We start from the raw sequence: 12,982 nt of genomic DNA on the forward strand, positions 1-12,982 counted from the left end.
AAGAAGGTGGTCATAAGAAATCCCCTAAATGTCTTAGTAGGAATTTAGGGGATTTTGGGGAATTTTGCAAAGGTCTCAGGCCGTCTGAAATCTCAGTTTCAGACGGCCTTTGAGTTTATGAACGCTGAACAAGTTATTTATGCTTCTTCTGATTTTGTATTGGGCAAAACGCAGTTCAGAATAATGGCCAATACGGCGCATAAACCTACACCGGCGAAGCTTAAAGTACCTATTTTGATAATCATGCCGCCGATACCGGTCGTCAATACGGAGCTAACGATAACCAGATTTTTCGGCTGCATCAAATCGACTTTCGCATCAATCAATGTTTTGATGCCCAAAGAGGCGATTGTACCGAACAGCAGCAACATAATGCCGCCCATAACCGGCATGGGAATCGAAGCCAAAAACGCGTTAAATTTACCGAAAAACGCCATCAAAATCGCAAAAATTGCCGCCCAAGTCATGATAACGGGGTTGCTGTTTTTGGTAATCATCACCGCGCCGGTTACTTCGCCGTAAGTGGTTACAGGAGGGCCGCCAATCAAACCGGCTACGCACACGCCCAAGCCGTCGCCGGCGAGGGTTTTGTCCAAGCCCGGGTCTTTGGTGTAGTTTTTGCCGGTTACATTACCGATAGCCATAATGCCGCCGATGTGTTCGATGGCCGGGGCGATGGCGACGGGCAACATAAACAAAGCAGCCTGCCAGTTGACTTGAGGCGTTTCAAAATGAGGGACGGCAAACCAAGGAGCGTTGATGATGGCGCTGGTATCGACAAGGCCCATGATCAAAGCCAATACATAGCCGGAAGCCACGCCGATCAGAATTGGAATCAGCTTCATCATTTTGCTGCCGAAGACAGAAACAATAACGGGTACCGCAAAGGTAAAGCCGGACAGAATCAGCGAGTCGATATAGTCGATGACCTGTTTTCCATCTGCCTGACCCATGGCCATGCTGCTGGCTGCAGCGGCTACGGACAAACCGATTACCATAATCACCGGGCCGATAACCACGGGCGGTAACAGTTTGTGTACCGCATCCAGACCGCGCCATCTGATCAGCGCGGCAAAGACAAAGTACATGAAGCCGGCCGCAAACAGGCCGAACATGGTAGAAGGCAGGCCCCATTCGCCGATGGAGTAGATAATCGGTGCGATAAAGGCAAAAGAAGAGCCGAGGAAAATCGGCACTTTACATTTCGTAACCAATTGGAACAACAAAGTGCCCAAGCCTGCGCCCAATAATGCCAAAGCCGGGTTCAGTCCCGTCAAAAGCGGTACAAGCACCATGGCACCGAATGCGACAAACAAAATCTGCGCACCGGCTATCGCCGTTTTAAGCTGGTTCATAAAAGCTCCGAAGAAAATTTAAACGGCGCAAATTATACTGATTTATCCTAGTCATGAACATTTATTTACAAAAGGCCGTCTGAACAAATGTAACGATGACACCTGTTCAGACGGCCTTGTTCGATAGCGAATGGTTAATAACTTATCAAAATCGATTAGGAAAATTTTCAGCCGCGCGTTTCGCGCCAAACCAAATAATCGCGCAGAGGCGGCATGGGCGGATTGATGCAGTGCGGACAGATGCCGGTTGTATCTTCATCATCGCTATCGATATGGTAGTCGTTCGGATCGAAGCGCACCTGCTGCATGACGGCTTGCGCCAAAGCTTGAGCCTGTACGACATCAAAGCGGAATTTTTCAAGGATTTCGTTTAATAGGCGGATTTCGCCGTCGCTGAAAGATTCGCTGTGTTTGATAATGAGGCGTTGATAATCTTCATTGCTGATTTTTTCGTGAAGTAAATCGGTCTGGATAGTCATGATTTTTATTGTTGAAATAAGATGGTCAAGGTGCAGATTATAGCGGATATTGTGGCGGATGTTTCAAAGTCCGTGTTCTGGTTCGGAAAGTGTCCCTTTTTTGGCTTTTTTCGGTATTAGGTTGTTTAATTTAGAGTTAATTGCTTGGTAATCGTCGCTATAAAAAAATTCTCCAATGTATATGGTTTTCCCATGATAAACAAATGACCATGCACCTTGTTTACTATTTGGTTGTCGTAAGGGGCTGGAGATGGTGGATGTATTCCTTCTCTGACTCAAATAGTTACGCAGTGTGATTTTAGTGTTTTTAGTATTTGCATAGTTCTCATGTGGCTGCCATTGCGATATTTCTACGAGTGAAAATTTTTTACCTTTTCCCAATCCAAACAGCGCGAATTGGTGTGAAAGTATTCCATTTTGAACATGGATATATTCTTGTCCAAAAAGTTGCCACAGTAAGTCATAAATACATTGGCAAGAAAGTAGGCCTAAAAATATGAGGAGTATGATATTAAATGTTGATTCAAAATTTAAATTTGGAATGTTTGCCAATATCAATAGTACGATTACAAGATCTCTGCAAGTTAATAGAAGTTTGAGTCTGTTGCGTATAATTTTTGCTGACAAGGTAATTTTGCTAGGTGTTTGTTCAATTTTATAACGCGAAGATGCCATCAATAGCCTCCTATTTTTTCATCCTGATACGCTTTTTGCAGCGGTGTAATTTGCGCCAAGCGGGCATGATCGATTTGTTCGGCAATTAAATGGGATTTGCCTTGCGCGCGGCACTCGGCGGCAATTTTGCCTGCATCTACTTGGTTGGCGGCCTCAAGTAAGGCCAGCCAGTGATCACGCTGCGGATAGGGGGCGTCTTCAAGGTTCAGACGGCCTTGTTTGTCGGCCACGCAGACGTTTAAGGCCGTCTGAAAACGTTCTGGGCGGCGGAATGCGTCGGTTTTTTTCAAAACATTCAAAATGGTTTTGCTTTTGAACTGCCAGACTTGATGGAACATGATGTGCCAACGGCAGACAAGTTCGGCAAGCTCGGCGCAGTGTTTGGGTGCGCGCAGGCGTTGATTGACTTCACGGACGGGTTCGACGCCGTTGATATCATGTCCGTAGTGTTTCGGCAGGATATCGGTCGGTGTTTTTGCCTTGCCTAAGTCGTGCAATAAGGCGGCATAGCGTTCGGCGAGGGACAGATTCATTTCTGCTGCTCGTTGTACAACCATCAGCGTATGAATACCGCTGTCGATTTCGGGATGATAGTCAGCGCGTTGCGGTACGCCGAACAGGGCATCTACTTCGGGTAGTAAAACTTTGAGTGCGCCGCATTCGCGTAAAACTTCAATCATTCGGCGCGGATTTTTTTCCATCAAGCCTTTGGCCAATTCCTGCCAGACGCGTTCGGCAACCAAGGCATCTGCTTCACCGTTTTCTACCATTTGCCGCATCAGCGACATGGTTTCATCGGCAATTTGAAAACCATAACGCGCGGCAAAACGGGCGATACGCAAAATCCGCACGGGGTCTTCGGCAAAGGCAGGCGAAACGTGGCGCAGGATGCCGGCCGTCAAGTCTTGTTGTCCGCCAAAAGGATCGATGATTGTGCCGTCTGAATCCTGAGCCATGGCATTGATGGTCAGGTCGCGGCGCATCAGGTCTTGTTCCAGCGTAACGTCTTTATCGGCATGAAAACTGAATCCGGCATAGCCTTTGGCGGTTTTGCGCTCGGTACGGGCGAGGGCGTATTCTTCATGGCTGTCCGGATGGAGAAAGACGGGAAAATCCTTGCCGACAGGTTGATAGCCTTGAGCCAACATGGTTTGCGCATCTGCACCGATGACTACCCAGTCGCGATCCTTAACGGGCAGGCCTAACAGATGGTCGCGGACTGCGCCGCCGACAAGATAAGTTTTGATGGTTTGTGTATTCATATAAAAATCGAACGATATAAAAAGGCCGTCTGAAAAGCCGTATTGGGTTTTCAGACGGCCTGAGTCAGAACGCTATTATGAGGCTTTAGGCTTGTTGCCGTCGATGATTTTCAAACCAGCGGAGCCAAGTCTTTGATTTCGTAACGCAAGACTTTTACACCCCCATCTGCCTGCCGCTTCGTCCAAAGCGGCAACAACAGGTTGAAAATTATTTCAGTTATAATAAGTCCATTCAAATACGGAGCAGCAAATAATGCAGACTTGGCACGAGGCAATTGGTGCGGAAAAAGAAAAGGCGTATTTTCAAACTATTTTGGAGAAGGTGCGCCATGAAAGGCAGGCGGGGATAACCGTTTATCCGCCTGAACGCGATGTATTCAATGCCTTTCGGACGACTGAATTCGGAAATGTAAAAGTAGTGATATTGGGGCAAGACCCGTATCACGGCGCAGGTCAGGCACATGGTTTGGCGTTTTCCGTGCAACCTGAAATTGCGGTGCCGCCGTCGCTGGTCAATATTTATAAAGAGTTGGCGACGGATATTGAGGGCTTTCAGATTCCGCAACACGGCTATTTGCAGCATTGGGCGGAACAGGGCGTGTTGCTGTTGAACACGGTATTGACTGTCCGTGCCGGTGCGGCGCATTCTCATGCGACTTTTGGTTGGGAGGCGTTTACCGATGAAGTTATCCGACAATTGGATAAGGAACGCGAGCATTTAGTCTTTATGCTGTGGGGCAGCCATGCGCAGAAGAAAGGCGCGTTTATCGACCGCAACCGCCATTTGGTGCTGACCGCGCCGCATCCTTCGCCCTTGTCGGCGTATCGTGGCTTTTTCGGCTGCAAACATTTTTCGCAGGCAAACGCTTATTTGCAGGCGCATGGTTTAGAGCCGATTGATTGGCAGGTTTAATAAGATAAAAGGCCGTCTGAAAGCAGATTTTCAGACGGCCTTATGATTTAGTCTCAAATCGAATATTCAATCAGTTCGTTTTGAGAAAAGACATAAACCTGTTTTGGAATCAGCTTCAATTCTTTGCCTTCGGCGATTTGGTAACGCGCGGCATCGCTGCCAGCCAGCGTGATATGTACGTCTTGTTTGTCGTGTTTTACCAAAATATGCGTCAATGCGCCGACGGCGTGGATTTTTTCTATTTTGGCACGAATCATCGGGGTTTCGTGTTCGGCGGCAAGCTGCCATTCGTGTGGTCGGATGTAGCCGGTGGCGGTTTGCTCCTGCCATTTGTAGTGCGCGTCCAATTTCCATGCGAAGCCGTTGTAGTGCCAGATGCCTTTTTCGATACGACCTTCAAAAGCGTCGGTTTCGCCTAAGAACTCGGTAACGAAGGCGTTTTCAGGTTTGCGGTAAATGGCTTCGGCGCTGCCGGTTTGTTCGATTTTGCCGTGATTCATGACGACGATTTCGTCGGAAACTTCAAGGGCTTCTTCTTGGTCGTGTGTAACCAAAATGCTGGTTACGCCTAGGTTGTGATGAATGTCGCGCAGCCAAGTGCGTAATTCTTTGCGTACTTTGGCATCCAGCGCGCCGAAGGGTTCGTCCAAAAGCAGGAGTTTCGGTTCGACCGCAAGCGCGCGGGCGAGGGCGATGCGCTGGCGTTGGCCGCCGGAGAGCTGGTGCGGATAGGATTTGGCGAGGTGGGAGAGCTGCACGAGTTTGAGCAATTCTTCGACTTTGGCGCGGATTTGTTCTTTGGACGGGCGTTCGGACTTGGGCAATACGGTCAAACCGAAAGCAACGTTGTCAAACACGTTCATGTGGCGGAAAAGGGCGTAGTGTTGGAACACGAAACCGACTTTGCGCTCGCGCACATGCTTGGCGGTAACGTCTTGGCCGTCAAAGAGAATTTGGCCGCCGTCGGCGTTTTCCAGTCCGGCGATGATGCGTAGGAGCGTGGTTTTGCCGCAGCCGGAAGGACCGAGCAGGGAAACGAGTTTGCCGGTGGGGACGTTGAGGTTAATGTTTTTCAGCGCGTGGAAACTGCCGAAGTGTTTGTTTAGGTTTTGGATGGTGATGCTCATGCTGCGTTCCTTTCGGCGGCGGCGAGTTTTTTATCTTGTAATTTGGTGATGATATTTTGCACCAGCAAGGTGGCCAAGGCTAAAAGTGCCAATACGCCGGAGAGGGCGAATGCGCCGGTGAAGTTGTATTCGTTGTAGAAAATTTCGACCAAAAGCGGGATGGTATTGGTTTCGCCACGGATATGCCCCGATACCACGCTGACCGCGCCGAACTCGCCCATCGCGCGGGCGTTGGTGAGGATGATGCCGTAGAGCAGCGCCCATTTGATGTTCGGCAGGGTAACGCGCCAAAACATCTGCCAGCCGCTTGCGCCGAGTATCAGCGCTGCCTGTTCTTCGCTGTCGCCCTGCGCCTGCATCAGCGGGATGATTTCGCGTGCGACAAAGGGGAAGGTAACGAACAGCGTCGCCAAAATAATGCCGGGGATGGCGAAGATAATCTGTATGCCTTGCGCTTCCAGCCAGCCGCCCAATGCCGTGTGCGCGCCGAACAATAAGACGAACATCAAACCGGCCACCACGGGCGATACGGAAAACGGCAAATCGAGCAGGGTGGTCAGCAACTGCTTGCCGCGGAAGTCGAAACGGGTCAGCAGCCACGCCATCGCCACGCCCAATACGGCATTGACGGGAACGACAATCAGCGCGGTAATCAGCGTTAATTTGATGGCAGACCATGCCTCGGGATCGATCAAGGATTGCAGGTACAAATCCCAACCGCCTTTTAAGGCCTCATAGAATACGGCAACCAAAGGCACGACCAGCATCAGCAGCAGAAAGCCCAAGGCGGTAGCAGTCAGCAACACGCGCAGCCAACGCGGTTCGCTCAGGTTTGGATTGGTGGAATGGGTTTTCATGTTAGTGAAGTCTCTATTTATTCTTGTATCCGTTTAGGCCGTCTGAAAAATGTTTGCTTGGTGTTTCAGACGGCCTGTTGTTTGTTAAACCTTTGCTCCGGCACGGCGGCTCAAAGTCCATTGCATAATGTTCAAAATCAGCAGGATAACAAATGAAATCATCAGCATAAACAGAGCAACGGCTGATGCGCCCTGAGCATCGTATTGCTCCAGTTTGCCGGTAATAATCAAGGGCAGGATTTCAGACACCATCGGAATATTGCCCGCGATAAAAATGACAGAGCCGTATTCGCCGGTAGAGCGGGCAAACATCATGCCCGCGCCGGTTAACAGGGCCGGTGTGATTTCAGGCAAGAGGACGCGGCGAAACGTAGTCCAACGGCTTGCGCCCAAAGTCGCCGCCGCTTCTTCATATTCGCCCGATAATTCTTCCAATACCGGCTGCACGGCGCGGACGATAAAGGGCAGGCTGACGACAATCAGCGCAATCCAAATGCCGATGGGTGTAAAGGCGATTTTGATGCCCAAAGGCTCAAAAAAACGGCCTATCCAGCCATTGGGCGCATACAGGGTCGCCAACGCAATGCCTGTTACCGCCGTCGGCAGCGCAAACGGCAAATCGACCAAAGCGTTTACCAACCCTTTGCCCGGAAATTCGTAGCGCACCAATACCCAGGCAACCAACGTGCCGAACACGATATTGGTCAACATCGCATAAAACGACATTCGCAAACTCAGCCAGACGGCCGCCAAGACATTGGGTTCGGTAATCGTGTTCCAAAATCCGCTCCAGCCAATTTCCGCCGCTTTGGCCGCCATCATCGCAAACGGCAAAACCACCAAAAGCGACAGGCACAAAACCGTCAAGCCTAGGCTGAGCTTAAAACCCGGCAATACAGAAGGTGTTTTGAGTAACAACATAATGGCAACCGTCAGAATTTAATACACGCTTACTTTAACAAGGCCGTCTGAAAACTGGAAAGAATGCTTTGTTTGGTATAAAGACGATTTTGTTATATTGAAAAGATGAAAAGGCCGTCTGAACATCAAATTTCAGACGGCCTTGCTGGTGTTGGGGAATCAATAAGCAACAGATTCAGGCGATGAGGGCTGGTGTTGCGCCGCGTCATAGTTTTCCTGAGCCGAGCGGACGGCTTTTTCCAAACCATTGATCCGTTCGAGATAGCGGGCATAGTTGCGTTCATTACCATAACGCACTTTTTTGCCTTCTTCCAAATTTTTCTTGGCAGTATCTAAAGCACGCTTGGCCGCGCCGACATCAGCCGGATTGACCGGGGCGACAGCTTCTTCTGCTTGCTCGGTTTTGCTTGGGGAAATCAGCGTTGCCGGTGTTGAAACAGGCGCAGAAGTATATACGGACGGTTTGCCGATATTGCTGGCTTTGCAGTTTTTGCCGCCGGCTTGGGTATAGACTTTGCGGCCTGCGGAATCGGTACATTCAAAAATGGGCGCGGCGGAAACTGCAGTTGTCAAAGCGAGCAGTAATGTGCTGATCCAAATTTTGTTCATTTTTTATTTTTCCTTAAAACCATTTCCACCAAACAAACAAAGCCGCAATCATGATGATGTTGGCGAAGAGGATGGGTTTCCACTGTCTGGGTGCGCGCCGCAATTCGGCGCCCGAGCGCGTGCGGCGGATATAGAAAAACGGGCTGAGCAGCATGGAGGCGGCACATACCAAAATAATTACGGCGTAATAGATTTTGTGCGTTTCCATATCGTTTCTCCGTTTCAGACGGCCTGAAATACTGCCTACAACGCATTTTTGCGTGAAGCGTTGTCTGTTTTTATCTTGCATTGAAATTGGGCGCATTTGCCATGGCCTCAATCCTGAGGTCTTTGCAAAAATATGCTACAATCGCGTCCGATTATAACATTCTATTTATAAAGGTTTTACGAATAATGATTTCTACCAACGGCATCACCATGCAGTTCGGCGCAAAGCCGCTGTTTGAAAACGTATCCGTCAAATTTGGCGAAGGCAACCGTTACGGCTTGATCGGCGCCAACGGCTCAGGCAAATCCACCTTCATGAAAATCCTCGGCGGCGATTTGGAACAGACTGCCGGCGAAGTCGCGATTGAAAACGGCGTGCGTTTGGGTAAATTGCGCCAAGACCAGTTTGCCTACGAAGACATGCGCGTGCTGGACGTGGTGATGATGGGTCACACCGAAATGTGGGCGGCAATGACCGAGCGTGATGCGATTTACGCCAATCCCGAAGCCACCGAAGACGACTACATGAAAGCCGCCGAACTGGAGGCTAAGTTCGCCGAATACGACGGCTACACCGCCGAAGCACGCGCTGCCGAATTGTTGAGCGGCGTGGGCATTTCCGAAGATTTGCACAATGCGACCATGGCAGAAGTTGCCCCGGGCTTCAAACTGCGCGTATTGCTGGCGCAAGCCCTGTTCTCCAAGCCAGACGTATTACTTTTGGACGAACCGACCAATAACTTGGACATTAATACCATCCGTTGGTTGGAAGGTGTGTTGAACCAATACGACTCCACCATGATCATTATCTCGCACGACCGTCACTTTTTGAACGAAGTCTGCACACACATGGCGGATTTGGACTACAACACCATCACCATCTATCCGGGCAATTACGACGACTATATGCTCGCTTCCGCCCAATCGCGTGAGCGCACCCTGAAAGACAACGCCAAAGCCAAAGAGAAACTGCAAGAGCTGCAAGAGTTCGTTGCTCGCTTCTCCGCCAACAAATCCAAAGCCCGTCAGGCAACCAGTCGTCTGAAACAGGCAGACAAAATCAAATCGGAGATGGTCGAAGTCAAACCTTCTACCCGTCAAAACCCATATATCCGTTTTGAAGCCGATGAAAAAGCCAAGTTGCACCGTCAGGCTGTGGAAGTTGAAAAACTGGCCAAACGTTTTGAAACCCAGTTGTTTAAAAACCTGAACTTTATCCTTGAAGCAGGCCAGCGCCTCGCCATCATCGGCCCGAACGGCGCAGGTAAATCTACCTTGCTGAAACTCTTGGCAGGCGCATACAACCCCGAATATTCAGACGGCCTGCTGCCGGACGAAGGCACCATCAAATGGGCGGAAAAAGCCAGTGTTGGCTACTATCCGCAAGACCATGAAAACGACTTCGACGTCGATATGGACCTGAGCGAATGGATGCGCCAATGGGGTCAGGAAGGCGATGACGAACAAGTCATCCGCGGCACTTTGGGCCGCTTGCTCTTCGGCAGCAACGATGTCGTGAAAAAAGTGAAGGTTCTCTCAGGTGGCGAAAAAGGCCGTATGCTTTACGGCAAACTGTTGCTGTTGAAACCCAATGTCTTGGTCATGGACGAACCGACCAACCACATGGACATGGAAAGTATCGAATCTTTGAACATGGCGCTGGAAAAATACAACGGCACGCTGATTTTCGTCTCGCATGACCGTCAGTTTGTATCTTCATTGGCTACCCAAATCATCGAATTGGATGGCAAAGGCGGATATGAACACTACTTGGGCGATTACGAAAGCTATCTGGAGAAAAAAGGCTTAGTTTAAGCTCATGCTGATAAGCTATTAAGATATTGAAATGCCGTCTGAAAACCGTTGTGTTTTCAGACGGCATTTTTTTCTTTATCAAACTTAATAATAGATTACTGAACTTTTATGCTGATTTTATGACCAATAGGAGCCTGTATCGAAGATTAATTTAAAAATACAATATTTTTGAAGGAATATATTAAATGATAGACCTTAAAACTGTAGTACCAAACGCTTCCCAATATGGTGCAAAACTTGCCTATACGACTTACGAGGCAGAACAAGGCGAGTTGAAGAACGGTATCATTGAGAACCAGTCTTCTTCTAAAGAAGCAGATCGCGCAACTGCCCGTGAAGCAAGCGGTCAGGCATATGTCGATTTGCCGACCAATGCGTCTGTTTCATTTATTGCGAAAGCAGATGCTAATGCGGCAACCGTCCGTTATACCGTTCCTGACGGTGAAAGCGGTAAAGTAGAGGTCAAAGTCAATGATACAGTGATCGGTACTTTGGATTTGTCTTCCAAATCTAACTGGCAATATTTGGATAACTATAAATATCATCCGGATGCCAAAGTTTATGATACACCCGCGGCAGATAGGCTTGCCCGCTTCCAATTTGACGAAGTCAGCCAATTATTTAAAGATGCCCATATCAATAAAGGAGATACAGTTACCATCACTAATCTCGACAGCACGCCCGTAGGCATTGACTTGATTGATTTGGAAAAGGCACCGGACGCCATTAGACAGCCTGAAAACAGTGTCAGCATTACTGATTTCGGCGCAGTCGCCAATGATGGCTCGGATGATTACCAAGCATTCATGGCTGCGATTGAATCTGCCAAAGCGTCTAAAAAATCTGTTTACATTCCTGAAGGTCAATTTGATTTTTCACGTCCGATTTTTCTTTATGTTCCTGATGGCATTAAGATTACCGGTGCAGGGCAATGGCACACTAAGTTACATTTTTTGAATACAGAAGCTGCTAAATATGATGATAAGGGTTATGTGAGCGGTGGCGGTGGTATTACTTTTGAACCTGGTAGTAAAGATATAGATTTGGGCAATCTTTCTATGGATTCAAATCTAAATTCAAGACATAATGAGCAAGCCAATTACAAAGGTATATCCGGAACTTTAGGTACTGGCTCTTCTATTCACGATATCAAAATTGAACATTTTGAAGTAGGTGTTTGGATTGGGGATTATTCTAAAAACAAACCTTTAAATTGCACTGATGGTTTGACTATCTCCAATGCCACTATTCGCAACAACTTTGCAGACGGAGTTAACTTTGCTCAAGGTACCAGCAATTCTACCGTTATCAATTCCAATATCCGCGGTAATGGTGATGATGGCTTAGCAACATGGTCAAGTAATCATGAGAATACCAATGCCAATGTTGCTGAAAATAACCGCTTTTTGAATAATACCGTTGAATTAGGCTGGCGTGCGGCCGGTATTGGTATCTTTGGTGGCAAAGGCCATGAAGTAGCCAATAACCTTATCAAAGATAATGCCAATTGGAGCGGCGTACGTTTAAACACTGTATTCAAAAACAGCCGTAATTTTGATTTAAATGATACAGGCATTTCCGTTCACGATAATTTACTGGTAAACAACGGGACTAATGCAGATACATATGGTCGTGTTAAAGGTTCTATCGATTTGGAAGAAGGCAGGGATTATGCTACTCCCGAAAAAGATATTTTGGGAGAACTCAAAAATATCAAAATTGAAAATAACACTATTGTGAATAATCTTTCCGATCAAGAAATTACCAAAACCCGTAATCCTAAAGAAGGCAATGTTCCGGAGCCGGTAAACGAGACGACATTGACCATCGAAAATAATCATAGCCTTTCGGTAGCAGAAAATAATTCTGCAAAAAATGTAGCGGAAGTAGATGATCATAGTCTTACCCAAGCCTCGCTTCATTTAGGGGAGAATAACATCATAACCATTACGGACAGCAGCCATGCTCTTGTCAGCGGCGGCGATGGCAATGACCGTATCAGAGGCGGTTTGGGCAATGATACGATTAACGGTGATTCAGGTAATGACATCATTTTCGGCTATGATGGGGACGATCGTCTTAATGGCGGTATTGGTAATGACTCTGTACATGGAGGCAATGGCAACGATACCTTATGGGGCGAAAGTGGCGATGACCGTTTGAATGGCGGCGATGGTAACGATGTTTTGTTCGGCGGACAAGGAACCGATTACTTGGTAGGCGGCAAGGGTGCCGATACTTATGTTTTCAGCCTTGGAGAAGGTAAGGATACGATTACCGATAATGTGGGCGAACATAATGCACTGCAATTCGGCCAAAATATCTCTGTTAATGACCTGCATATTGATGCCATCACTGATGTTCGAGGCAATATCGATTGGAAAATTACCATCAAGGGATCAGAAGGGGACAGCATTACCATCAATGACCAATTCGTTTCTAGTAACACTAACGATGCCGTAATTGATACCTTCCGTTTCGATGAAGGTACATTGAGCCTGCAAGAGTTGATGGGCAGGTTGTCAGGTAATGGCAATATCAGTAATTTGTCAGCTGTAAATACACACACTGAGCGTATGAGCTACTCATCTGTCGATACGGCCGATGTTCATGATGACACAGCTGTTGCCGCCAATGCTGGAATTATCTGATTGACAGTATATTAGGCTAAATAAAAAAAAGGCCGAGACCTTTGCAAAATTCCCCAAAATCCCCTAAATTCCTACTAAGACATTTAGGGGATTTCTTATGACCACCTTCTT

At 47.9% G+C, this 12,982-nt stretch carries 12 protein-coding genes; 3 read left to right on the forward strand and 9 right to left on the reverse strand.

Features of this window, described 5'->3' with window-relative positions; translation table 11 throughout:
- Positions 1–137 precede the first annotated feature (137 nt).
- The 4 genes from ACTHSX_RS10125 to ACTHSX_RS10140 form a co-directional block, all read right to left on the reverse strand.
- On the reverse strand, positions 138–1,355 hold the full coding sequence (locus ACTHSX_RS10125; protein WP_440377561.1) for a uracil-xanthine permease family protein: 1,218 nt from the start codon (positions 1,353–1,355) through the stop codon (positions 138–140).
- Positions 1,356–1,522: 167 nt separating this feature from the next.
- Positions 1,523–1,834, reverse strand: a complete 312-nt coding sequence (locus tag ACTHSX_RS10130; protein ID WP_003683532.1) for a hypothetical protein — start codon at positions 1,832–1,834, stop codon at positions 1,523–1,525.
- A gap of 63 nt (positions 1,835–1,897) precedes the next feature.
- Entirely contained in the window at positions 1,898–2,509 is a 612-nt protein-coding gene (locus ACTHSX_RS10135) for a hypothetical protein (RefSeq protein ID WP_440377562.1), read from the reverse strand.
- Entirely contained in the window at positions 2,509–3,771 is a 1,263-nt protein-coding gene (locus tag ACTHSX_RS10140; RefSeq protein ID WP_440377563.1) for a multifunctional CCA addition/repair protein, read from the reverse strand. Before ACTHSX_RS10140 ends, ACTHSX_RS10135 begins: the two co-directional genes overlap by 1 nt.
- A 253-nt stretch (positions 3,772–4,024) precedes the next feature.
- On the opposite strand from ACTHSX_RS10140, the gene ung reads away from it, so the two are divergent.
- The gene (gene ung, locus ACTHSX_RS10145) at positions 4,025–4,684 is read left to right on the forward strand and encodes a uracil-DNA glycosylase (protein WP_440377564.1); all 660 of its coding nucleotides are present in this window, start codon (positions 4,025–4,027) and stop codon (positions 4,682–4,684) included.
- 53 nt (positions 4,685–4,737) lie between these two features.
- Here the strand turns inward: ung and ACTHSX_RS10150 are convergent, their stop codons facing one another.
- The 5 genes from ACTHSX_RS10150 to ACTHSX_RS10170 form a co-directional block, all read right to left on the reverse strand.
- Complete coding sequence (locus ACTHSX_RS10150; RefSeq protein ID WP_440377565.1) at positions 4,738–5,811, reverse strand: sulfate/molybdate ABC transporter ATP-binding protein; 1,074 nt, start codon at positions 5,809–5,811, stop codon at positions 4,738–4,740.
- The gene (cysW, locus tag ACTHSX_RS10155) at positions 5,808–6,668 is read right to left on the reverse strand and encodes a sulfate ABC transporter permease subunit CysW (protein WP_440377566.1); all 861 of its coding nucleotides are present in this window, start codon (positions 6,666–6,668) and stop codon (positions 5,808–5,810) included. Before cysW ends, ACTHSX_RS10150 begins: the two co-directional genes overlap by 4 nt.
- A gap of 84 nt (positions 6,669–6,752) precedes the next feature.
- Positions 6,753–7,589 carry a sulfate ABC transporter permease subunit CysT gene (cysT, locus tag ACTHSX_RS10160; protein ID WP_003683475.1) on the reverse strand — a complete coding sequence of 279 codons (837 nt, stop codon included), beginning with the start codon at positions 7,587–7,589 and terminating at the stop codon, positions 6,753–6,755.
- 159 nt (positions 7,590–7,748) lie between these two features.
- Positions 7,749–8,198, reverse strand: coding sequence for a DUF4124 domain-containing protein (locus ACTHSX_RS10165; protein ID WP_254322912.1), 450 nt, complete (start codon positions 8,196–8,198; stop codon positions 7,749–7,751).
- Positions 8,199–8,211: 13 nt separating this feature from the next.
- Positions 8,212–8,502: a hypothetical protein gene (locus tag ACTHSX_RS10170; RefSeq protein ID WP_432761062.1), complete on the reverse strand. Its 291-nt coding sequence runs from the start codon at positions 8,500–8,502 to the stop codon at positions 8,212–8,214.
- An 89-nt stretch (positions 8,503–8,591) separates the two neighbouring features.
- On the opposite strand from ACTHSX_RS10170, the gene ACTHSX_RS10175 reads away from it, so the two are divergent.
- Together ACTHSX_RS10175 and ACTHSX_RS10180 are read left to right on the forward strand one after the other, a co-directional pair.
- Positions 8,592–10,220, forward strand: a complete 1,629-nt coding sequence (locus ACTHSX_RS10175; RefSeq protein WP_440377567.1) for an ABC-F family ATPase — start codon at positions 8,592–8,594, stop codon at positions 10,218–10,220.
- Positions 10,221–10,405: 185 nt separating this feature from the next.
- The gene (locus ACTHSX_RS10180; RefSeq protein WP_440377568.1) at positions 10,406–12,871 is read left to right on the forward strand and encodes a calcium-binding protein; all 2,466 of its coding nucleotides are present in this window, start codon (positions 10,406–10,408) and stop codon (positions 12,869–12,871) included.
- The last annotated feature ends 111 nt before the right edge of the window (positions 12,872–12,982 follow it).

The sequence above is a fragment of the Neisseria sp. P0014.S002 genome, from assembly GCF_051958295.1.
Classification (GTDB): Bacteria; Pseudomonadota; Gammaproteobacteria; order Burkholderiales; family Neisseriaceae; genus Neisseria; species Neisseria flavescens_B.

Bases quoted from the DNA above. Each gene is read 5' to 3' on its own strand.
- ACTHSX_RS10125 (WP_440377561.1), bottom strand. From the start codon at position 1,355: ATGAACCAGCTTAAAACGGCGATAGCCGGTGCGCAGATTTTGTTTGTC.
- ACTHSX_RS10130 (WP_003683532.1), bottom strand. From the start codon at position 1,834: ATGACTATCCAGACCGATTTACTTCACGAAAAAATCAGCAATGAAGAT.
- ACTHSX_RS10135 (WP_440377562.1), bottom strand. From the start codon at position 2,509: ATGGCATCTTCGCGTTATAAAATTGAACAAACACCTAGCAAAATTACC.
- ACTHSX_RS10140 (WP_440377563.1), bottom strand. From the start codon at position 3,771: ATGAATACACAAACCATCAAAACTTATCTTGTCGGCGGCGCAGTCCGC.
- ung (WP_440377564.1), top strand. From the start codon at position 4,025: ATGCAGACTTGGCACGAGGCAATTGGTGCGGAAAAAGAAAAGGCGTAT.
- ACTHSX_RS10150 (WP_440377565.1), bottom strand. From the start codon at position 5,811: ATGAGCATCACCATCCAAAACCTAAACAAACACTTCGGCAGTTTCCAC.
- cysW (WP_440377566.1), bottom strand. From the start codon at position 6,668: ATGAAAACCCATTCCACCAATCCAAACCTGAGCGAACCGCGTTGGCTG.
- cysT (WP_003683475.1), bottom strand. From the start codon at position 7,589: ATGTTGTTACTCAAAACACCTTCTGTATTGCCGGGTTTTAAGCTCAGC.
- ACTHSX_RS10165 (WP_254322912.1), bottom strand. From the start codon at position 8,198: ATGAACAAAATTTGGATCAGCACATTACTGCTCGCTTTGACAACTGCA.
- ACTHSX_RS10170 (WP_432761062.1), bottom strand. From the start codon at position 8,502: ATGCGCCCAATTTCAATGCAAGATAAAAACAGACAACGCTTCACGCAA.
- ACTHSX_RS10175 (WP_440377567.1), top strand. From the start codon at position 8,592: ATGATTTCTACCAACGGCATCACCATGCAGTTCGGCGCAAAGCCGCTG.
- ACTHSX_RS10180 (WP_440377568.1), top strand. From the start codon at position 10,406: ATGATAGACCTTAAAACTGTAGTACCAAACGCTTCCCAATATGGTGCA.